This is a genomic window from Microbacterium sp. 67-17 (genome assembly GCF_001898325.1).
Classification (GTDB): domain Bacteria; phylum Actinomycetota; class Actinomycetes; order Actinomycetales; family Microbacteriaceae; genus Microbacterium; species Microbacterium schleiferi.
The window spans coordinates 1-22,450 of the sequence record NZ_MKTR01000004.1 but is presented as its reverse complement, the minus strand read 5'-3'; the positions used below and the strand labels follow the sequence as shown (position 1 = coordinate 22,450).

The following is a 22,450-nucleotide window of genomic DNA, read 5'->3' as shown; positions in this document are numbered from 1 at the left end:
CAAGCTGCCCGAGGCCGCCTGGATCAACCAGCCCTCACAGGAGGCCCTCATACAGACCGCCTGACGGAATCTGTCTCACCCGCCTTGACACTTTCCGGTGGGGTGACCGAGGAGATCCTTCCCTCCTTCCCGAACTGATAGACCGTGCCACCCTCGTCGGTGAACACCACCCACCCGTTGGTATCCAACGACACCGTCCCATACTCATCCGCCGGGGGCGTGTACCCTCCCGTCGAAGTGCGAGTGTAGGTGTGGGCCTTACCGGTCGCGTCCGTCAGCACAACAGCAGAGGTGGACTGCTGCGCGGACACCCACGCGGTCGCATCCCCCGCGATCGGCGTCGACGCGGACCACCCCGCGGGCATCGTCTGCACCCGTTTCGTGAACCAGTCCGGCGGAACCACGAACTCCTGGCCGCCGACCCGTACAAGCAGTTCCGCGCCTGCTGAACCCGCGTGTTCGTAGTACTCATACTTCACGCTCATCGCCGACCCACCGTAGGTACGAGACGGACCCCAGAACGCGATCCCTGACGTGTGGGACCACTCGTTGAGAACCTGCTCCCCAGCGATCCACAGCCGAGCGGCGTCATCTTTTCGCACCCCGAACTGCACGGGCTGACCGACGTACTGGGGAGGGAGGGTCACGAAACCGGTCCAGCGGGCCATGAAGAAATCAGCGGGCACCGCATCCGCAGGCGACCCCTCGCCCCAGTCGAAAGACACCGCGGGATCGGTACGGACAAGCAGCGGGACCTTCCCGTCGAACGTCGCATCCGCAGGCACCGCTCCGTTGACCCGGGCGTCGAAGTACTCGCCGACCAGGCCGCGGTTGGCGTCCTTGACTTCCTGCGAGTTGTAGGTGAACGACATCCCCATCGGTCCGCCGAGGGTCTGAACCGTCGGTGAGGCGAACGAGAGGTTCGCGTTCCCGTTGGCAAGATTCACCGTCACCGGCCCCGCGGTATCAAACGGTGACGGGCCCGAAGCGCCCAGACGTAGGTCGACCTTGAAGCGTTTGACCCAGTCATTGAACGTGTTCGTGTCAGACCCGTCCCTCGACGCCACCCGCCAGGTGTACACGCCACCGTCTTGCACAGTACCCGGTGGGACCTGCCACGACACGTTCCCTCCCGCATCCGGACTCAACCACCCCGAGGTGACAACCGCCCCCGAAGCTGCGTCAGAACCCGTAGCGAGCTGGAACCGGTACTGCATGCCCGCGTTCGAATCCGAATCCGTCGTCGGAGCACCCGCCAACGCAAGGCTCGGCGTGAGCGTCGTCAGCGTCTGCGGCGCCTCCGTGACAGGGTTCCCCGGCGACCCGGTCCACGCGGCGGGCAGGGGCACCTGATTGGTGGTGAACGCGTAGGTAGGGGTGACGCGGTAGGTGGACTGCCCGAGATGCCCGTGGACATCGTCGATAAGGTGCGCCCGCCAGTAGTACTGAGCGCCCGGTCGGAGAATTCCCTCCGGGACAGACCACGTCATCGACCCGAGCCATCCGGATGCCGCGACAACATTGGCCATCCCCGGGTCGGTCGCCACCTCAAACGCGTACTGCTGTGCACGGCCGCCCGGGTTGGTGGCACCCACCGCGAGCGTCGGGGTCAAACCCACCCCCTGGTAGGGGTACAGGTGTCCCCAAACGCTCGGGAAATCCCAATACTCAACGAAGAGATTCGAGACGATCCGTTTGTGGCTGTAGACACTGTTCTCGTTACCCTGCACGATGAAGGTGGGTGTCATGTCCCCAGCGCCCATCCAGTTCACCAGACGCTGCGCAACTGACCACCCGTCCGTCCAGGTCGCGCCCGACCCGAGGCTAAAGCCTGTCACCCACTCGCCCAAACAGTTGTAGCCAAGGCATGACGCTCGACTGATCGCACCGCCATGGGATGCAGCAGAACCCACCCCGTCGTAGGCGAGTCCGATCTGCGCGTTGGCGATGAACTTCCCCGGAACATCCCCGTACGGATACGACACCACCGAACGCCAGAAAACGTTCGCATTCGATTGACGGGTGTTACCGATGTGCAGCTGACCCCAGTAGACAGCACCGTCGCTCTTGAACGAGTTGTTGTACGAGGTTGGGACCTGGATCGTCGGATCCACATGGACAGGAAACACCCGATCCGCCGAGGTGAGCCAGGAACGCGACAATGCAAGCGCATACGACCACTCAGAGCCCTGCACGTGGCGCAGCGTAAGCCGAGGGTTCGTCACGGCATCCGATGACTTACCCGGCTCTCCCGACGAATCCCACGCCACAGGCGACGGGATCACCGCAACAACCTGGCCTGCACTATCCACGAGCTCAACAGAAGCTTCCGCCGCTAGCCGAGGTGTCAACTCGCCCACGTCGATTCGCCACTCCCACCGCGCGACGCCATCCGGCATCTCGTGGAGAACAACAATCTCCTTCACAGCATCCGCGTGAACCTCATACTTGAGATCCACCCCCGGCTGGACATCGCGATACGTCAGGCCGCGCGGCGCTGAGGACCGCGGGAGCCGGGGTGCAAGTGTCCCCGGCATCGCACCGACAAGCCCGAAAGAAACCTCATGACCGTTCCGAGTGACCGACACGGCCTCATCGGCATCCGCTGTGTCAGCAAACTCCGGAGACAACGGATGAGGACCGCTCTCCCACCCACCGGGAGTCTTGACAAGCCCGGTCGAAACCTCCCTCCACACCCCCGAACCGTCACGGGCATTCAGGGCGACGGCCCCCATCTCTCGGATCATCGACCCATCATCACGCTCGTACGTCGTGGAAAACTCGTCCCGCAACACCACATCGAGGTTCTCAACCTCCTCAGCCAACGAAGCCTGAGACGACCCCAACTCGCCACCACCCGGCACGTCTAAAGGCGGCAAATCCAGCGACACCGAACCAGAACCTCCAGACACCGTGTCCTCAGGCACGTCAAGATCACCCGCCGGAACCTGAGGCTGATACTCCGGAACAGGAGAAGACGGCAACGCGGGCGACGGTGTCGACGGCACCTCTTCCAGACCGGGCTCCTGCGCGAACACCGGACCGACAAGCCCGAACACCATCGCGCATACGGTCACAAAAGCGAGAAAAGCCCAACGACCGACAGTGATCACCGCTACCGCCATAGCCCCCGGCGCGGGTCTCCCACCACCCCCGGGAAAGACCTCACGCACGCCGGAGATCAGACCCGGCGTGCTCACAACCTACACATACGCCCCATACAGGACAAACTCAGCTCGCGGCAGCGGCGCGCTCCCCCTGCGTGGCTCCGATCGACCCATCCCAAAGGACGAGCAACGAAAACCAGCACACCGGACACGGCAACAGCGCCCATACGGTCCCAGTCCTCGGCGATTATTCGAGTAAGACCAGAGTCCTCTCCCCCGAAGTAGCAGGAGCGGGGCTTGAACCCGCGACCTCACGATTATGAGTCGTGCGCTCTCACCAACTGAGCTACCCTGCCGCACGGCATCCGTCGGTCACGAGATGGATGCTGCGAGCCCCGAGTCAGGATTGAACTGACGACCCCTTCCTTACCATGGAAGTGCTCTGCCACTGAGCTATCGGGGCGAAGCCCGACGCGCGGGCAACTAGAAGAGAATATCAGAGCGCTGTGATCCGCAGGAATCGACAGCCGGAGTCACTACTGGTCGACGGTTGCGGGAGCGTCGGGCACGGTCACCACTGTCGATGCCACGTTGTGCGCCGCAAGCCACGCCATCGGCTCGGTGGGGGTCTTGCCGTTCAGCAGCACTTCGAAGTGCAGGTGCGGACCCGTCGAGCGGCCCGTCGTGCCCACGGTTCCGACCACGTCACCGAGCTTGATGACCTGCCCGGCCTGGACGCGAAGCGAGCCGTACTGCATGTGCGCATAGTTCGTCGAAACGAGCTCGCCATCCACGATGCTGTCGATCACGACGTGGACGCCGTAAGCGCCACCGGCCTCGGTAGCGATGCGGACGATACCATCAGCGACAGCGTGGATCTCAGCCCCCTGCCCGCCGGGCGCGAAGTCGACGCCCTCGTGCATCCGGCCCCACCGCATGCCATACGGAGAGCTGATCGGAACGCCGACCGTGAAGGGGTACTGCACGGCAGCCGCGGCGTTGTTGACGTACGTCGAAGCAACCTCACGCACGCCGGCTTCGACGGCGAGCTCGGCCATCGACACTGCCGAATAGCCCTCCTGCCGACTGAGCGCAGCCGTGGATGCCTCCGCCGGCGCGACATACGCCTGAATGTCCTCTTTGGGCGCCGCTGTCGACTCAACATCGCTGAGAGCGACGATGGAAGCGGTGGGGCCTTGGCCGCCGCTGGCAGCTGCAACTGCTTCGACAGGGGTCGTCATGCCGACGGCGAGCAGGCCGACGATGCCCATGACGCCGACCGAGAACGATGTGGTTGCAAGCTTGCGCACGGATCCGACGCGGAGACGGCGGTGCGCAACGTGCGCGGGTTCGGGCGACTCTTCATCCGCAGCCGAAGACTCCGTCGTCGTCGAGGCACGCGGCGTGAGCGTGGGGTTCTCTCCCGTGGCACCGAACGTGCGCACGACTTCTTCGAAGAGGTCACCGGTGCCGTCGCTTGCCGGTGTGCGGGATTCATCGGCAACCGAAGCGTGCCCCACCGCTGGCTGGTCGGGCGCAGCCGCAGCCGGCTCGTCTTCCGCAGCGGGCGAAGCGGCGTCGGTGTCGGTGTCGGCAAGCGCGGGCGCAGCGTCTTCGGGGTCGTCGCCAACCGAAACGACCTCGATCACCTGGTCGGACACGACCGTCTCAGAGACCGAAGAGCTGGCAGCGACACCGGCACGGCGGGCGCGCCGAGACAGCGGCGCGGTCGGGGCAGCGACCTCTTCGGCAGCCGCCTGCTCAGCCGGGCGGGGAGAATCGAGTCCGGCACCCGAGAGGGCGCCTGCTTCGGCATCTGTCAGCGGAACGTTGTGCAGCCGTGACCGCAGGCCTGCCGGCCTCGGGGCGAGCTCGTCAGCGCTCGAGTACCCAGCCTCACTTGCGGGCACGTCGACGCGGCGTCCTCGGCGCAGATCCGCGCGAGAAGAGCCCGATATCTCCGGCGCCGACGAGGGCGCGGCAGATGTGCGACTGGAGCGGCGCGTTGGCGCTGCGTCAGGCGCAGGAGTATCGGGGGTCACGGTCTCGCTCTCGGTCGTTCGGGTACGACACGGGTGTTTCGGATGGTACTCACCATGCTCCGCGCGGGTTTCCCGGATGCGCAGGGAAGGTAACGATACGGTAAACGCTACCTGCTCCCACCTGAGAAAGCCATGGGCGGTGCCCCCTTCTGCGGATTCCACAGTGGTATCCGCAGATCCGTTGTCAGGGTTGCGCGAGCGTGGCCAGTCGATCGAAGACCCCGGGGATCGCGGCGACCACGAGCACGCGGCCGGTCTCATCAGCCGGGAAGAGCTCGAAGCGTCCCCCCGCCTCGGTCACGATGAGGCCCGCGGCGGCGTGGTCCCAGGGCTTCAGCCCTCGCTCGAAGTACCCATCGACCCGGCCTGCCGCTACCGAACACAGATCGATGGATGCCGCGCCCATTCGGCGGATGTCTCGAGCGATCGGCATCACCCGGGAGACACGGCCCAGATCACCCGCGTGGGTCGCGGGGTCGTACCCGAAGCCGGTCGCCAGCAAAGCGCCGGCAGCCGAAGCGTCAGCCTCCACATGCAGCGGCCGCGCGTCCAGCCACGCGCCCGCACCCCGCGCCGCATGGAACATCTCATCCAGGGATGGCACATAGACGGCGGCAGCGAGTGCCGTCCAGGTCTCCGGGTCGGCGCTCCCGTGCACCGCCGCGATGCTCACGGCGTAAAACGGGATGCCGTACGCATAGTTGACGGTGCCATCGATCGGGTCGACGACCCACGTGATGCCGCTGGTGCCAGGGTCGGCATCCGACTCTTCGCCGAGAAAGCCATCGGCCGGCCGGGTTTCTCGCAGCCTCGAGCGAATGAGCGTCTCGACCTCGCGATCGGCTTCGGTGACGATGTCCGCCAGGGCTGACTTGGTCGCGGCGATCGAGACACCCTCGCTCCGTCGCTGTCGCGCCAGAGCGCCAGCCTCGCGGGCGAGGTTTACAGCGATGCTCTCGAGTTCACGCGGATCGGTGTCGGTCACCCTTTCACGCTAGCGCGCGATCAGGGCTGCCGCGGCGGCTCCGTGGGCTCGGCGGGAGCCTCCGGTGCCGACTCCGCGACAGCGCCGGCACTCGCGTCCGAATCGACGGGCACTGAAGACTCGGATGCACCATCATCGGCCGTCGGCGCAGATGGTTCGGCTTCGGGAGTCGGTGCAGGAGCGCTTGGCGCGGGCGGGGCTGACACCGGAGCGAAGATCTGCGCGCCGGGCGTGGGATGCCCCGTGTAATAGGCGTTCCAGTCGGGTGAGCCGTCGGGCAACATCGGCAGCGGTGTCACACCGTCGATATACATCGGCCAAGGGAGCAACTCGCGCTCCGTCTGCGCTGCCGCGGGTGCGGGAGCGACGGGCGCGACCGAAGCAGCCCCTTCGGGCCGAGGCGCGAAAAGAAGATTGAGCAGGGGCACAAGGGCTGTTCCGACCGCGGCGAGGATCACGACCGCCACGACCACCCGCCAGTAGAACTCCGTGAAGTAGATCCAGTCACTGAAGATCAGCGGCATGAGAAGAAGCAGCGCAAGCACCGCGACCAGCCCGACCGTGACGGGAGCAAGAATGCGATTCACGGCCGTCACGTGCCGGAGGGCAGCGCGGAGAAAGAACCGGGCATGCAGGAGGGCAAGCTGCAGCACGAGCACGACGAGGAGGAAGCGGAGGAACCGTTCGGGTCCGACGAAGCCCCACCCGTAGAACGACCACGGCTCGGGCATCCAGATCAGGATGATTCCCGCGAGCAGTGCGACGACCCAGGTAGCAATGCTTGCGATGGCGAACCATGCTGGGCGGCGCGGCGCGAGTCGCGCTTCCATGATGGCGATGCCCGCGAAGCCGGCGAAGAGCAGCACGGTGAGGAACGCGCGAACGATGGAACCGGCCTGCGGACCAACCAGGACCCAGACCACGCAGATGAGTGCTGCCGCGACGAGTGCGCCGACGGCAACCCAGATCGCGGCGCGGGCGTAGGGCGACCGTGCGGCGAAGGACTGCTCGGGGGCTCCGGCCTCTGGAGGCGGCGAGGGGACATGTGGCGCTTGGGCGTCAGGCTGCGGCGTGGTCATGAATCCTCCCGAGGATCGATGTCGCTGTCATCCTCGCACGCGAACCTCAGATCGAGACCCCCGATTCGCGTCAGTTGTGGAGACCCTGACTGCCGCCGACAGTTGGCGAGGGACACGATTTCTGGGAGCCCGTCACTCGCTGTAATATTGCTAGTCGCGCCTCCGGTCGACTGTACAAGCTGGGCGGGTGCGCACTTGGCAGGTTACCCAAGCGGCCAAAGGGATCTGACTGTAAATCAGCCGGCATAGCCTTCGGGGGTTCGAATCCCTCACCTGCCACAAATTGTTCAAGGGCTCTCGCGAAGCGGGGGCCCTTGAACAATTCTGGGGACTGCGGGTTCGAACCCTCGGGTGGGCCCACGCCGCCAGAGGCTCCACGCGCTGCGCAGCAGCGTGTGGAGGGGCGGTGGGGACGAATCCCTCACCTGCCACAAATTGTTCAAGGGCTCTCGCGAAGCGGGGGCCCTTGAACAATTCTGGGGACTGCGGGTTCGAACCTTCGAGCTCAGGTGCCGATGCGGTCCATGTCGTCGCCGGCGAGCGCCGCCGGGGTGCGCAGGAGCGCGCCGGGGAAGCGGCAGGTCGCTGCGGCGATGTCCATCGCGTCCGCGAGTACGTCGGTCCACTCATCTGCGCTCGTGGGGTCTTGCTGCACGATCCCTGCGACGAGTGCTGCCAGCGAAGCATCCCCCGCGCCCATCGTGTCGACAACCGCGCCCGGAAGCAACGAGACGGGCTTACTCACTGTTGCCTCGTCGGTGACCAGGGTCGCCCCGGCGGCACCCCGAGTGGCAAGAACCGTCGGCACGCCGAGCTGACGCATCCGGGCGACCGCGGCATCCAGGTCCGTCTCGTAGAGAAGCGTCGCGTCATCATCACCGATCTTCACGACACCGGCCCCGTCGGCGAGCGCTTCGAACCCGCGACGGAACTCGTCAAGGTCCTTCATCATGCCGGTGCGAGGGTTCGGGTCAATGACGAGGCGATCGGATGCCGCGCCTACCGCATCGATGAGCGACGCCGTCGGTTCGGCGTCGTCGAACGGATAGCAGCTGACAACGACGCGATCGGCATCCGCGATAGCCGCTCGCTGGGCCTCATCGAACGTGAGATGACGGGCCTTGGCCGCATCGTTGAAGGCGTAGGTCGGTTCACCATTGACACGCACGCTCACAGCTCGCGAGCTTCCGAGCGGTGAGGGAGAGGCGAGCAGACTGACGCCGTAGTCGGTGAGATAGGCGCGGATCTTCGCACCGGCCTCGTCGTCTCCGACCATCGCGATCAGCGTGGTCGGAACACCCAGTCGCGATAGTCCCACCGCCACGTTCAGGGCTGCGCCACCGACGAACTCCTTGACGCCAGTGTCATCACGCAACTCATCGATCAGCGCGTCGCCGATCACCACGACCGAACTCATGCCGGGGCCTCTCCGTTCTCGAGCACACGCGCGACGAACGCTTCGGTGCGGCGCCGTGTGCCATCAATTTTCAGATCGACGCTACCGCGCATCTCACTGGGCGCGAGCGGTGCGGCCAGGCGCACGTTGTCGTGGCACGAGAGGTCGGTGCAGATGTAGGTGCCGACGCTGTCACCGTGAGCACCGGCATCCCCGGCGCGGCGCGCCGTGAACAGCGAGACCTGGTTGCCGGGCTGCATCGTGTGGCAGAGGTTGCACATCGCCGCGCGCGACCGTGCCGAGCTCTCGGATGCCCGAAGCACGACTCCCCGCGGCTGGCCATCAACCTCGGCAACGAGGTATCCGCGGCCCCGGAACTCGGGGTCGCGCCAGGCGAGAAAGTCGAAGTGATACCAGTCGGTCGTGCGGGCACTCAGCGGAACCTCGATCACGCGAAGCTCATCGGGTGCAGCGTTGACGAACGACGCGCGAAGTTCCTCTTCGGTCAGCGGACGCATGCCACCTCCTCCCCCGACATCCTACGAAGGGGCGTCCCCGCTGTCTCCCGGCTCCGGCACATCGACACCCGGGAGGACCCAGGCTGCGAAGGTGGCGCCTGTGGCTCGGATGCCGGCACTGCCGTCCGCTCCGGCTGCCAGCGCCGCATCACCGAAGAGTGCCTCTGCACGGTCGGCGCCGAGCAGCGCTGCTGCGGGAAGCGTGATGTCGGCATCCGTCGTGGATGCCAGCACGAGGATCGATTCCTCAGCGCTCTCGCGCACGAACACGACCGCGCTCTGGTCGACGTGCACCCAGCGCAGTCCGCCGGTCGCAAGCGCGGGGTGCTCACGCCGAAGCGCAATTAGCTGCCGGTACAGGTCGAGCCTCGCGGCAGCTGCGGGCTGTGATTCCGTTCCCCACGGCATCGGCGTGCGGCTCGCTTCACCGTCGGCGCCGACGAGACCGAACTCGTCGCCGGCGAACAGCACCGGCATCCCCGGCAGTGTCATCGACAGGCCGACAGCCAGCGGGATGACCTCCGCCGGTGCGTTGGTCGCGAAGCGGGCGGTGTCGTGGCTGTCGAGGGTCTGCATGTTGCCCAGTCGCACGCGCCACGGAATGCCCGCCGTGAACCGTGTGACCGCGCCGACGAACTGTCTCGCGTCATAGCGCGGGATGCCGCCGACCGGCTGACCGAAGAACCACGGCTCGGTACGCTCCTGCCCTTCGCCGGTCAGGTACGGCTCGCCTGTCGGTTCGCAGAGCCATGCCCACAGCGGACGCGCGAACGAGGGGTAGGTCATCGCGCCATGCCACCCGTCCCCGGTGAGATCACCCGAGGCGTCATTGGTGATCTCGGCGATGAGGATCGTGTCGGGGTTGGTTTCGATCATCGTCTGGCGGGTGAGCTGACGCACCTCGGCGTTCAGGTCGACATCTCCGAGCCGCCCCGTCATGTTGGCGACATCGATCCGCCAGCCATCGAGCGAGAACGGGGGCTTGAGCCACTGCGCGACGACCGAATCCGGCCCTTCGATGAATCGGCGACGCAGCTCCGGCGAGGCCCAGTTGAACTTCGGCAGAGTGGGGGTGCCCAGCCACGACTCGTAACGGGTGTGCGCTGCATCCGTGAAGTAGTAGAACTCGCCCTCGGGCGCTTCGGGATTCCCGAGCGCCGCCTGGAACCACTCGTGCCGGTCGCCGGAGTGGTTCGTGGTGAGGTCGCCGATGACACGGATGCCGCGCTCATGCGCCGCCTCGACGAGACGGATCAGCGCCTCATCTCCGCCGAGCAGGGGGTCGACGCTCGTGAAGCTCGACGCGTCGTAGCGGTGGTTGGAGGCTGCCGGAAAGAAGGGAGTGAGGTAGAGGAGGTTCACGCCGAGGCCGACGAGGTGGTCGAGGTGCTCACGGATGCCGTCGAGGTCGCCGCCGTAGAACTGCTGCGAGCGCCCGGGCATGACGGGGTCGACCGGCTCGTCCCATGTCGCCGGGATGGCCCAGTCGGGGGTCGGATGCCGATCCGCCGCCGCCGAGCGGGCGAACCGGTCGGGGAAGACCTGATACATGACGGCGTCGTACATCCACTCCGGCGGGGCGGGGTGGGCGATGAGGGCGAAGTCGTCGGCGTCGCGGGTCTCAAGGTCGGACAGGCCAGCCTGGTTGAGCCACTCGACGCGGCCGGATTCGTGGACGAGCAGCCAGCGGTAGCCGTGCCGACGGTTGCGGACGACGATCGGGGCCTCCCACCAGGTCCACCCGTCGGCGGTGCCGAGTTCGGTCGCCTCGGTCCACGCAGGCTCGTGGTCGGGATTGGAGAGCGTACGGACCGCCCGCAGCGCGGGATAGTCGACGGGAACTCGCAGGCGAACCCGAACGAGATCACCGAGCGCTGGCGTTTGGGTCGACACGTGGAGCGGGGACCCATCGTGGTGGGGAAGAAAGTCGGGCGTGGTCATGATCGGTCCGTTTCGAGATGTCGGCGCGGTGCGCCGTCGGTCGGGGAATCGTGGTTGCACGGCCGCGGCCATGACAGAGCCCTCAGGTTGTTCTTCAGTTGTGGAGTCCGGTTTCGTGGTCAACGCCTCGAGCCGAGATGGATGGCGGCAGCAGCACCCGGCTCGAGGTCGAACACGGCGATGCCACCGGACACGGCGTACTCAGCTCCGGCGCACCCGCCGTCGCCGGCGGCATCCGGTCCCCCGGTGATGACATCACAGTAGGCACCGTCTGGCATCGTCGTGGGGACCTCGATGCGCTGCATGTCGTCGCCGACGTTCACCGCAATGACGCCCCGGCCTTCGCGCTCGAAGCCGTAGGCATCGCCGGAGTCGACTCCCGGCATCCGGGGGGCCTCCCCCGCTATCGCACGGAACGCGAGCATGCCGCGGATTGCCGGCCAGCTCTGCACGCACGTGCGCTCGCCGTCGGCGAGGTCTGCGGTGGGACCGATGGCGTCAGCACAGCTGGCCTCGAGGACGCGACCGTCGGCATCCGTGGGCGCCCCGGCATCCCGGTCGGTGAAGGCGTATCCCGAATAGAGGACGGGGGTGCCATAGTCGTCGGCGAGCATGAGCGCGTTCGCGATGACGTAGAGCTGCGGATCACGCGCTGTGACGTTCGCCTCGCCCCGCTCGGTGTCGTGATTGTCGACGAACACGATCGCCGCCTCCGAGGAAACCTGTTGCGGGCGGTCATCGGAGAGTACGGGATCGGTGAAGACCCCGTTCTCGAGGGGTGGCGTGAGCTCGCGGGCGTAGGTGAACTCGAAGACCTCGCCGAAGGTCACGTACTCGTCGGGGGTGATCGGTTCGCCGGCTCCTCGGATGACCTCGCTCATGATGCGGGTACCCTGCGGCAGCTGCGAGACGATGGCCTCGACATCCGTGGCTGGAATGTGTTTGGCAGCGTCAATGCGGAAGCCGGATACCCCGAGAGAAATCAAGTCCTTGAGGTAGGCAACGATTGTCGCCTGCACGGTGGGGCTCGCGGTGTCGAGATCGGCGAGGTTCACGAGCTCGCAGTTCTGCACCTGCTCGCGGTCCTTGTAGAGCTGGATGTCGTCGGTTGCGGTCAGGCCGCAGTGGTGGAAGTCCGACTCCGCGTACAGGTCCGGGTAGTCATAGTGCGCGTACGCCGCGCCGGCGTATCCGACGCCGGGTTCGCTCTGCCCCGTCATGTGGTTGATCACGGCATCGGCGATCACCGCGACTCCCGCGGCGTTGCAGCGCTGCACCATGTCGGCGAACTCGTCCCTGGTACCCAGGCGCGACGCGAGCTGATAGCTCACCGGCTGGTACGAGGCCCACCATTCGTCGGCGGCGATGTGCTCCTGCGCCGGCGAGAGCAGCACCCAGGCGATACCCGCGGGTGCGAGGGTCGTCTCGCACTCCTGCGCCACAGACGTCCACGGCAGCTGGAAGAGCTCGATGCCGACATCCGGTGCGGCAGCCTCGGGCACCTCGATCGAGGCCTGCGTGCAGCCGGCGAGCAGAAGCACCACAGCCGAGACTGCGGCCACCACCGCCCCGGCGCGGGCGCGAAGGCCCGGCATCCGTTACTTCACGCTTCCCGCAGTCAGGCCCCCGACGATGTAACGCTGCAGCGCGAGGAACAGGGCAACGGGCAGGATGGCGGCGAGCACCGCGCCGGCGGCGAACACCGACCAGTTCTTCGAGAACTCGTCCGAGATGAACTTGTACAGTCCCACGGCGAGCGTCTGCTTGTCGGGGTCGATCAAGATCACGCTCGCGAGCACGAATTCGCTCGAGGTTCCGATGAACGACAGCAGCCCCACGACCGCGAGGATCGGTGCGACCAGGCGCAAGATGATCGTGAAGAAGATGCGGGCGTGACCTGCCCCATCGATCTTGGCTGCTTCATCGATTGACGACGGAACCGTGTTGAAGAACCCGTACATGAGGTAGGTGTTCACCCCGAGCGCGCCGCCGAGGTACACCATGATCAGCCCGATCTGGGAGTTCAGTCCGATCGCGGGAAAGATGTCGCCGATCGCGACCATCAGCAGGAAGATCGCGACAACCGCGAGCAGCTGCGGGAACATCTGCACGACCAGGAGCGTGGTGAGACCGACGCGACGACCCGTGAACCGCATGCGCGAGAAGGAGTATGCCGCGAGCGCGCCGAGGAACACGGTTCCTGCGGCGGTGATCAATCCGATGACAAGCGTGTTCACGAACCAGGCGCCGTACGGATGCTGCGCACTGGTGAACAACGAGACATAGCTGTCGAGACTCAGCCGCTGGAAGAGGCCGTTGGCTGTCAGCAGCGTGCCGTTGGGATTGAAGGATGCCGAGATGACGTACAGCAGGGGGAAGATCGCGAAGATCCCGACCACGATGCCGATGAGGTGGCGCCATCCGGTCTCGCGGAAGTAGCGGCGGAACGGTCGACGGGGCGCGGGCGCGCCGCCGGGGACGCCGGCTCCCCCGCTGCCGCCGCGACTCGAGGTGATCTCGGTGTCTTCGTCGGCGACCTTCTCGAGAAGGCCCTTGGCTGCCGGAGCGCCGGGACGGAAGTCGCTCATGTCAGTTCAACTCCTCGAGTGCCTTGGTCTGTCGGAACGCGATGATCGAGATCGTGCCGACGATGAGGAAGATGATGATCGAGAACGCGCTCGCCAATCCGTAGTCGGCTGTCGAACCGACGAAGGCGACCTTGTAGACCATCGTGATCAGGATGTCGGTGGCACCGACGTTGACGCCGGCTGTCGCATCCCGGGGCCCACCGCCGGTGAGCATGTAGATGAGGCTGAAGTTGTTGAAGTTGTAGGCGAACGAGGCGATCAGCAGGGGCGCCACGGCAACGAGCAGGAGCGGGAACTTGATACTGCGGAAAACCTGCCACGCGTTGGCCCCGTCGACCCGGGCGGCCTCCTGCAGATCGTCGGGGATCGACTGCAGCGCACCGGTGCAGATGAGGAACATGTAGGGGAACCCGAGCCAAAGGTTCACCAGGATGATGCTGAACTTCGCCAGCCACTCGTTGGTGAGCCACGGGATGTCGGCACCGCCGAAGAGCACGACGTTGATGAAGCCGAACTCCTGATTCATCATGCCTGCCCACACGAGCGCCGAGAGGAACCCGGGGAACGCGTACGGGAGGATCATGAGCACCCGGTAGTACTTCTTGGACTTCATCCGTGGATCGTTGAAGACGATCGCAAGGAACAGCCCCAGCACGAAGGTCGTGGCCACCGACAGGAACGCGAAGACGAACGTCCAGGCGAGCACGGAGAAGAACGGGCCGCGGATGGACTCTTCGGTAAAGGCGCGCGTGAAGTTGTCGAAGCCGACGAAGATCTGCCATCCCGGCAGCAGCTCCGTGCCGTCTTCGGCTGTGAAGGCGCCGGTTCCGATGTCGTAGTAGACCGTTCCCGTGCGGGTATCGGTCATTGTGTCGGCCTGCTCGTCATAGACGAGCTTCGACAGGTAGACGTAGGCGCTGGAACCGTCGGGGGTGCGCAGGGATCCGTCGTTCGGGTCGTCGCTGAGTGGGACCGCCATGGCGGCGATCTCTTGCTGATTCGCGACGATCTGCGAGAAGTTCAGGCTGTTGTATCCGTCGAGACCGACAGCCTTGCTGCCATCCATCTCGGCGTTCTCGACCGGCTCGAGCGGGTTGTCGTCGTTGCCGATCTCAACGACCCCATCGGGGTCGGTGACCAGGAACGAGAGTTCCCCGAGACGCTCGACGATCGTGAGCTTGTAGGCGGGGGAATCGGGCACCCGCTCCTGCGCCTGGAGGAGGAGCGCGTTGACCGCGGCATCCTTGTCGCTGTTGTGGCCGGTGCCGTAGTTCGTGAAGGCGACGTAGGCGGTGTAGCCAGCCGCGAAGATCTGGAAGACGAAGAGGAAGATGAGCCCGGGGATGAGGTACTTCGCAGGCAGGTTTCCGCGGCTGAAGTAGATGTAGTTCGCGAAGCCCGTGATGAGCAGGATGACGACGATCGGAATCCACTGCTCGCTCTGCATGAGCACGAGCACGGAGTACAGCGCGAGCGCGTCGATGATCGCCATCGCGACGATCTTCAACAGCAGCACTTTCCAGCCGACGCCGGCGGAATCCGCTATGCGGCGCGCGCGTGCCGAGTTCTTGCGACGGCGCGGGTCGATCGCGGGATCGCGATTCTCGGTGGTCGGAGCAGACATCCTCATCCCTCTTCCTGGGCGGGGCACGAGGTGGGGTGGCGCCTGAGCACCACCCCACCTGCGCGGATCGGATTACTCGATCGCTGCCTGAACGTCGGCCGCCATCTGCGTCCACAGCGCCGGCGCGTCGCCGCCGTTGATGATCGCAGCTTCGGTCACGCCCCAGTACTGCCAGACGGAGCCCATCTCGGGGATGCTCGGCATCGGCACGGCGTTGGCGCCGACCTGACCGAATCCGGCGACCACGGGGTCGCTCGCTTCGACCTGGTCGAAGGCGGCGCTCAGCGCGGGCGCGCGGCCACCGACCTCGTAGAGGGCCAGCTGAACATCTTCGCTACCGATGTAGTTGACGAGGAACTCGTTCGCTGCGAGGGTGTTCTCGCTCTCCGAGCTCAGGAAGAAGCCCTGCACACCAGCGAACGGCTGTGCGTCCTGGCCACCGGCCGAGGGGATCGCGTCTACGGAGAAGTTGATGCCGGCCTCTTCGATCGCCGGGACGTTCCACGGGCCCGTCAGGAAGAACGGCGACTTGCCCGAGGTGAAGTTCTCGAGCGCGAGGTCACCAGTGATGTTGGTGTTCAGGATGCCGGCAGCACCCTGTTCGCCCAGCCAGTTGGCGAACTCGACGCCGCCCTCATTGCCGATCTGCAGGTCGTCGGCGTTGTAGCTGCCGTCGGCGTTCTGACCGAAAACCGGCGCACCGAACGAGGTCTGGAACGGGTACAGGTGGTACGGGTCCGCGGCCTCGGGGTCAAGGCCCACGAGGAAGGGGTACTCGGTACCGGCGGCCTGACCCTTGGCGATCATGTCGTTGTAGTCAGTTGCAGCCTCGGACACGAGATCCGTGTTGCGGATGAGGGCGATGTTCTCGATCGCGTAGGGAACGGCGTAGGTCTGGCCGTCGTAGGCCCAGGCGTTGATGGCGACATCCTCGAAGTCGCCGGCCTTGTCGCCGAGCTCGACCGGTGCGACGACGCCGTTGGTCACGAGGGTGCCCAGCCAGTCGTGCGCGCCCACAGCGATGTCGGGGCCTTCGCCGGTCGGAACCTGCTGGACAAACTGGTCGCGGATCTCGCCGAACTCCTTCTGGACGAGGGTGACCTCAACGCCGGTCTGCTCGGTGAAGTCGGCAGCGGCCGCTTCGAGCACGCCTGCACGGTCGGCGTCGACCCACACGGTGATGGAGCCGGACATGTCCGGTGCCGTGGTCTCGCCACTGTCTGAGCTGCCCGCGCAACCGGCGAGGGTCAGAGATGAAATCGCAGCGATCGCGCCCAGGGCGACGATGCTCCTCATGTTCACCTTCATTGGTGTGTGCCTCTCTTGAGTGCTGATGTGATCGGCCGTCGCGAGTGTTCCGCGTCGAACCAGTGTGCTCGCGGTTTCTGCAAGCGCTTACATTTGTAACATCCCGACGTGGATGACGCGAGACCTATCCCCAGTATCGAGACCAGTTTGTGATCGTCATCCCTATGGAAACGCTTCCACGAAGGAGGCGTCGTTAGAATTCCCCCATGGCTGATTCATCGTTCGACATCGTGAGCAAGGTCGACCGCCAGGAGGCCGACAACGCCCTCAACCAGGCACGCAAGGAGGTCGAGCAGCGCTACGACTTCAAGGGCACTGACGCCTCGATTGCCTGGAGCGGTGAGCAGATCCTCATCAAGGCCAACTCCGAAGAGCGCGCCAAGGCTGTACTGGATGTGTTCCAGTCGAAGCTCATCAAGCGCGGGATCTCGCTGAAGAGCCTCGACTCAGGCGAGCCGACGGCCAGCGGCAAGGAGTACCGCATCGTCTCGAGCCTCAAGGACGGGATCTCTCAGGAGAACGCGAAGAAGATCGGCAAGATCATTCGCGACGAAGGCCCCAAGTCGGTGAAGTCGCAAATCCAGGGTGATGAGCTGCGCGTGCAGTCCAAGAGCCGGGATGACCTACAAGAAGTCATCCGGATCCTCAAGGCCGCCGATCTCGACGTCGACCTGCAGTTCGTCAACTACCGGTAGGTCCCTCTGCCCGGGTGTTCCGGTTTCGGCCCACAGGGGTCCGCGGAATCGAGCGTGACTGCGCTGCTCTTGATTGATCAGCTGCCCGCGAAGGGGTCTGAATCATCTCGTATTCGGCGAGGCGAAGCCATCTCCCTCAGCGCGCGCAACGGCTCGGCTCCTACGTAGTAGCGACCCCGGCGCTCTCCAAAAGGCACGAGGAGCCCGCTGTCGGTGAGTGCCTGGAGATCTCTCGTGGCGGTCTGCTCCGAAATCTCCTCATCGATCTCAGCGAGGGTCGCCATGTAGGTCGATCTCCGCACACGCAGGCCGTACGCCGCGTCGAAGAGAGCGCCAATGGCACGCTCAGGGAGGCGGTGGCTTTCCTGAAGTTTCTCGAGCTCCACCCAGAGCTGCTCACTGGCCCTGACCCGGCGCTGCAGCGTGGATGCCTGACGTAGGTGGGCGGTGAGCATGAATCGAACCCAGGGCCTCGCGTCGTTATTTGGGCTCCATGTTCCACCGCCAACCTTCGCCAAGACGTCGTAATATGCCTGCGTGTTTCGCCCGAGGTACTCCTCCACGCTCATGAACACCGGCGCGAGAATACCGTCTGCTGCCAGCACAAAGCTCTGCAGGCAGCGCGCCATTCTGCCGTTTCCATCTCGGAAGGGGTGGATCATGACGAGATTCAGATGTGCCATCGCTGCAGCCACCAATGTGGTCTCTGCAGGCTCATTCATGCTCGCAATCAGGGCCGACATGAGATCTGGGACACGTTCGAGGTCGACACCCTCGTGGACGATGTCACCAGTCCTCTCATCCTGAACGTAGATTGCGCCCGCCCTCCAACGACCAGGCCGGTTCTTGAGGTCGTAGCTGGTCATCATGAAATGAAGACTCTTGATGAGGTGCTCAGAGACAGAGATCTCCGGCTCCTGCACAATCTGAAGCACGTATGTCATCGCGCTGATATACCCCTCGAGCGCGAGCCGAGTCTCCGTACTCGCGTCGAGTGGTTCCTCTCCAAGAGCGACCGCTGCCGCGTCATCCAAAGCGGCCTCGTAGCCCTCGATGCTGTTCGACCCCTGAACATTTCGCGCGAACGCCATCCGCCGGAGCGCGCCGCTCCACCTGCGCGGCTCGGTGAGCTGGAAACGTAGGCTCTTCTTCAGGGACTCAATCTGAGAGAGCACCTCAAGCTCGCGCTCGTCAAGCGTCGGAGCAACGAACAACATGTTTGTAATTTCTTTCTCTGCGCTCATGGTGAGTATTATCACCTAGCATCATGATGTTTTACAAACATCAATGACTCATTGATGTTTGTACTGGTGTCAGCAGGTTCGTCAACTACCGGTAGAGCGCCCCGAACACCACCGCGGTGACGGCTAGGCGGATGCCGAGTCGTGGGGCTCGGCCGACTCGTCGAGCTGACGCAGGCGTTCGATGAGGTCGGTGACCTGCGCCTCGGAGAACAGGGCGTCCGGCCCTCCGGGAGCGACTCCCGTGAACGGGTCGTCGTAGAGCCGCCGCGGGTCGAGGTAGCCCGCGATCGTGAGCTGCTCGACGATGAGATCGACGAATACGTGCTGGCGGTGTGTGAAACCGGATGCCGCCACGAAGTCACCGAGCGCGGCTTCGGCCGCTGAACGATCGAGCCCCACGATCGAACGGATGAGTCGCCCGAGGCCGCGTGCTTCGTCGGCCTGAGCTCGCAGCTGCTCGGCATCCACTCCCCCGACACTGACGAGGATCGCCTCAAGTTCGGCGAGATCGACGGAGGTGAGTTCGCGGCCGGTCCGAAGCTTGCGCAGCGCGAGGTTGTCGCGATGACCCTCGAGGAATCCGAGGACCTTCTCGCGAAAAGCGCGACGGTCCAGTCCCGGCATGACCCGCACGATGTCGATGTCGCGGCGCTCGGCGATCGTGTCGACGAAGTCCGTGTAGATCGGATGCTGACCGCGCGCATCGATGAGTCGCACGAGCCCGCGCAGGCCGACGCGCACAGACTCCAGAAGGGTGAGGCTCGCGGCATCCCACCACTCCGGGTCGCTGATGGCGCTGAGCAGCGCAGCCTGCTGATCGACGGCCGGGATGCCGCGGCGCTGAAGCAACGCGGCAGCGACATCGGCAACCCGTGCGACGATCAGCTGCGGCACCGCGTCGCCGCCGGCAACAGCGACCTGCGCCTCGAGCAGGAGCAGGTCGAACCTCTTCGCCGCTTCGTCGGCGTCGATCTCTGACGCCGTCGGCAGCCCAGCGAGAGCGGCTGCGTCATCCACGTCGGCGGATGTGAAGTGCTGCCACGCCCGGGCGGGGGTGAACCGGTCGACGGCGCGCAGGTGCTTGCGGACGAGGAAGTTCTGGCGGTTCATACCACCCACCGCGGCGTGAAGGCGCGTCGCGAGCTGGTCACGCAGCGGCGCAGCATCCGTGTCGTCGCGACCTGCGAGCAGTCCGAGCAGTCGCAGGCGCGCGAGGAAGGCGCGCTCCGAGACGGATGCCATTCGATGACCGGATGCCTCGGGAATGTCGGCGTTGAAGTACTCGATGTTGCCGCATACATCGAAGATGATGAAGTCGGTCTTCGGCTTGCCGGGGCCGTACAGGTCGGGACGCAGGCGGGTGCCGCGTCCGACCATCTGCCAGTACTTCGTCTGCGAATGCACCGGCTTGAAGAACACGAGGTTGACGACATCCGGGATGTCGATGCCGGTGTCGAGCATGTCGACGGAGATGGCGATGTGGGGCTTCGCGCCCGGGGTCGAGAACCTGTCGATGAGGTCCTGAACGTAGGGCCCCGAGGCGTGCGTGATGATTGCCGCCGTCTGGCCGCGTTGCTCGGGGAAGTTCGCGTCGAAGCGTTCCTGGATGAACTCGGCGTGCTTCTGGCTCTTCGCGAAGATGATCGTCTTGCCGAGCACGTCGCCGCCCTGGACGTAGTGTCCCTCATCGACGAGGATCTCGAGGACCTTGTCGACGGTGTCTTCGTTGAACAGCCATCGGTTCAGAACTGCGGCATCCACCTCGTCGGGGATGTCGCCGTCCTGCCATTCGAGGGCGTCCCACTGCTCGCGTTCCTCGTCGCTGAGGTCGGCGTAGCGGATGCCGCGACTCATGAACCCGAGGTCGATGACGCGAGCTCTCGGCGGCACGAGGAAACCCCCCGCAATCGCGTCGTCGAGTTCGAAAGCGTCAGTGGGGACTCCGTCGTCGAGCTCGAAGAGTCGATACGTGTTGTGGTCGATGTCGGCTCGGGGCGTAGCGGTAAGACCGACGACGAGCGCGTCGAAGTAGTCGAAGATCTCGCCGTACCGGTTGTAGATCGATCGGTGCGCCTCGTCGACCACGATGAGATCGAAGTAGCCGGGGCCGAAGCGGCGTAGGTTGTCGTCTCCCGCGTCGATGAGGTTCATCACCGTCGCGTAGGTGGAGACGAAGACACGACCCTCGCTATCGCGGTCGGTAAGCAGATTCACCGGTGCACTGTCGGGCAGGTGCGTCTTGAAGGCGCCAACCGCCTGGTTCACGAGCGCGGTGCGGTCGGCGAGGAACAGTACGCGCTTGACCCAGTTCGCGCGCTGTAACACGTCGACGAGCGCGATCACGGTGCGGGTCTTGCCGGTACCGGTGGCCATGACCAGCAGCGCTCGACGCCGCTTGTGCTCGAATGCATCGCTCACTGCCCGAATGGCACGCAGCTGGTACGACCGCTCGACGATTTCTCGATCGACCGCGACGGTCTCGAGTGGTCTGAGCGTCGTGCGCCGCTGCACGGCCAGCAACAGTTCGTCTTTCGTGAGGAATCCTGCGACCTTGCGCGGCGGGTAGCGCCGGTCATCCCAGTACCAGGTGTCGTACCCGTTCGTGTAGAAGATGAGGGGGCGCTGGCCGGTGTCGCGTTCGAGGGCATCCGCGTAGATCGCGGCCTGCTCGCGTCCCTCTTTCGCGCTCTTCGAGGTGCGCTTGGCTTCGACGACGGCGAGCGGCTTTCCGTCGTCGCCCCACAGCACGTAGTCGACCTTGCCGGCTCCCGACGGGCTCGGGATGCCGGTGACCGGCCACTCGCGGTCGCGGGCATCATCGAGCGGCCAGCCCGCTTCGTGGAGCAGCAGGTCGATGAGCTGTTCGCGAGTCTGGGCCTCGGTCGCGTCGGTCGGATCCGCGATCTTGTGCGCGGTGTTGCGCTGGATGTTCTCGGCCTTGAGCCGCGCGATGTCTGCGCGTAACTCCTCAATTTCGGCCTGCGCTTTGGCGCCGAGCGCCGCCGCTTCGCTCAATTGCGCGCGGGCGTTGTCGAACTCGGTTTGGATTGTGAGGAGTTCGCTACGTGCTTGTCGTACGACCGACTCGGGTGCCGGTGGCACTCGATCAAACGCGAACGGCTCCGGCTGCGGTGCTGCCGGGTCGCCATAGCAGTGGTGAAGCCAGAGGCACACGCGGTGAAGCTGCTCGAGGGAGCCGCGCGCCCGCGCAAGCGTCATGTCGTCATCCTTGTGGACGGCGTCATTGCCGACGAGACGGATGATCCTGAGGCTGCCGCAGATCGAGTCGCCGACGGTGTCGCGGAACGACCTCTGCGCGGTCAGGTTGGCGAAGGTGTCGTCGTAGGGGCGCTCGAGGTTCTCGGCGGAGTAGATCCAGGCGGTGAAGAGTTCGGCAGCGCGCCGAGCGTAGGTGGCGGATGCTCGCGGGTCGGCGCGCAGATAGGCTTCGGCGCGCGCAGCGGCGTCACCGACCTGCGGCCACTCCTGCGCGACGAAGTCGAAGTTCCCCACCGAACGGCTCCTCTGTCAGGAGTCGCCGGCCGACCCCTTGAGCCGATGCTACTGGGACCGTCAAGCCGCGTTGGGGTAGAAGGTGGGGAGGTGTCGTTCCGGTTTCACGACATACCGGCGCCCGTGCGGGGATACCCATTCGAGCGACCCGTCGTCGAGGTGGGTGACCTGCCACCCGCCGTGATGTCTCACGGTGTGGTGGCCTTGGCATAACGGTGCCGTGTTGGTCACGGATGTCTCCCCGCCGTCAGCCCACGCAACGTTATGGTCGATCTGACACTGCGACGCCGGTTTCCCGGGGGTGTCAGATGGTCTGTGTGAGTGGGGTTCACCTCGAAGGAGAACATCATGGAGACCATGGCTATCAGTCCGGAGCGCGAGGAGCGCAGGCGTCGGCAGAAGGAGCTCGC

15 protein-coding genes and 3 tRNA genes are annotated in these 22,450 nt (G+C 65.2%); 2 read left to right on the top strand and 16 right to left on the bottom strand.

Annotated features, from left to right (window positions below; all coding sequences use genetic code 11):
- Positions 1-47: 47 nt before the first annotated feature.
- The 6 genes from BGO47_RS01850 to BGO47_RS01825 all read right to left on the bottom strand — a co-directional run bounded on the left by BGO47_RS01850 (position 48) and on the right by BGO47_RS01825 (position 7,213).
- The gene (locus BGO47_RS01850) at positions 48-2,825 is read right to left on the bottom strand and encodes a PA14 domain-containing protein (RefSeq protein WP_292707939.1); all 2,778 of its coding nucleotides are present in this window, start codon (positions 2,823-2,825) and stop codon (positions 48-50) included.
- Between the two features lie 564 nt (positions 2,826-3,389).
- Positions 3,390-3,463 (bottom strand) — tRNA-Met (locus BGO47_RS01845).
- A 35-nt stretch (positions 3,464-3,498) separates the two neighbouring features.
- A tRNA-Thr gene (locus BGO47_RS01840) sits at positions 3,499-3,570 on the bottom strand.
- A 73-nt stretch (positions 3,571-3,643) separates the two neighbouring features.
- Positions 3,644-5,017 carry a M23 family metallopeptidase gene (locus BGO47_RS01835; RefSeq protein WP_292707936.1) on the bottom strand — a complete coding sequence of 458 codons (1,374 nt, stop codon included), beginning with the start codon at positions 5,015-5,017 and terminating at the stop codon, positions 3,644-3,646.
- 316 nt (positions 5,018-5,333) lie between these two features.
- Entirely contained in the window at positions 5,334-6,134 is an 801-nt protein-coding gene (locus BGO47_RS01830) for an inositol monophosphatase family protein (RefSeq protein WP_292707933.1), read from the bottom strand.
- A gap of 20 nt (positions 6,135-6,154) precedes the next feature.
- On the bottom strand, positions 6,155-7,213 hold the full coding sequence (locus BGO47_RS01825) for a hypothetical protein (RefSeq protein ID WP_292707931.1): 1,059 nt from the start codon (positions 7,211-7,213) through the stop codon (positions 6,155-6,157).
- A gap of 197 nt (positions 7,214-7,410) precedes the next feature.
- Here BGO47_RS01825 and BGO47_RS01820 point away from each other — a divergent pair.
- Positions 7,411-7,492, top strand: a tRNA-Tyr gene (locus tag BGO47_RS01820).
- A 226-nt stretch (positions 7,493-7,718) separates the two neighbouring features.
- Here BGO47_RS01820 and BGO47_RS01815 read toward each other — a convergent pair.
- From BGO47_RS01815 to BGO47_RS01785, 7 genes are all read right to left on the bottom strand, one after another.
- Complete coding sequence (locus BGO47_RS01815; protein ID WP_292707927.1) at positions 7,719-8,630, bottom strand: PfkB family carbohydrate kinase; 912 nt, start codon at positions 8,628-8,630, stop codon at positions 7,719-7,721.
- Positions 8,627-9,127, bottom strand: coding sequence for an FBP domain-containing protein (locus BGO47_RS01810; RefSeq protein ID WP_292707925.1), 501 nt, complete (start codon positions 9,125-9,127; stop codon positions 8,627-8,629). Before BGO47_RS01810 ends, BGO47_RS01815 begins: the two co-directional genes overlap by 4 nt.
- Before the next feature lie 21 nt (positions 9,128-9,148).
- On the bottom strand, positions 9,149-11,068 hold the full coding sequence (locus BGO47_RS01805; RefSeq protein WP_292707922.1) for a glycoside hydrolase family 13 protein: 1,920 nt from the start codon (positions 11,066-11,068) through the stop codon (positions 9,149-9,151).
- A 119-nt stretch (positions 11,069-11,187) separates the two neighbouring features.
- Positions 11,188-12,663, bottom strand: a complete 1,476-nt coding sequence (locus tag BGO47_RS01800; protein ID WP_292707919.1) for an alpha-amylase family protein — start codon at positions 12,661-12,663, stop codon at positions 11,188-11,190.
- A gap of 3 nt (positions 12,664-12,666) precedes the next feature.
- A complete protein-coding gene (locus tag BGO47_RS01795; RefSeq protein ID WP_292707916.1) occupies positions 12,667-13,656 on the bottom strand; it encodes a sugar ABC transporter permease in 990 nt (329 codons plus the stop codon).
- A gap of 1 nt (position 13,657) precedes the next feature.
- Entirely contained in the window at positions 13,658-15,280 is a 1,623-nt protein-coding gene (locus BGO47_RS01790) for an ABC transporter permease subunit (RefSeq protein ID WP_292707913.1), read from the bottom strand.
- Between the two features lie 72 nt (positions 15,281-15,352).
- The gene (locus tag BGO47_RS01785; protein WP_292707910.1) at positions 15,353-16,588 is read right to left on the bottom strand and encodes a maltose ABC transporter substrate-binding protein; all 1,236 of its coding nucleotides are present in this window, start codon (positions 16,586-16,588) and stop codon (positions 15,353-15,355) included.
- Between the two features lie 206 nt (positions 16,589-16,794).
- Between BGO47_RS01785 and BGO47_RS01780 the strand changes: the two genes are divergently transcribed.
- The gene (locus tag BGO47_RS01780; protein ID WP_292707907.1) at positions 16,795-17,283 is read left to right on the top strand and encodes a YajQ family cyclic di-GMP-binding protein; all 489 of its coding nucleotides are present in this window, start codon (positions 16,795-16,797) and stop codon (positions 17,281-17,283) included.
- A 77-nt stretch (positions 17,284-17,360) separates the two neighbouring features.
- On the opposite strand, the gene BGO47_RS01775 is transcribed toward BGO47_RS01780, so the two are convergent.
- From BGO47_RS01775 to BGO47_RS01765, 3 genes are all read right to left on the bottom strand, one after another.
- Positions 17,361-18,527 (bottom strand): Fic family protein, encoded by a 1,167-nt coding sequence (locus BGO47_RS01775; protein ID WP_292707904.1) that lies wholly within the window; start codon positions 18,525-18,527, stop codon positions 17,361-17,363.
- A gap of 123 nt (positions 18,528-18,650) precedes the next feature.
- Entirely contained in the window at positions 18,651-22,040 is a 3,390-nt protein-coding gene (locus BGO47_RS01770) for a DEAD/DEAH box helicase family protein (RefSeq protein ID WP_292707902.1), read from the bottom strand.
- A gap of 60 nt (positions 22,041-22,100) precedes the next feature.
- Positions 22,101-22,271: a hypothetical protein gene (locus tag BGO47_RS01765; protein ID WP_292707898.1), complete on the bottom strand. Its 171-nt coding sequence runs from the start codon at positions 22,269-22,271 to the stop codon at positions 22,101-22,103.
- Positions 22,272-22,450: the final 179 nt, after the last annotated feature.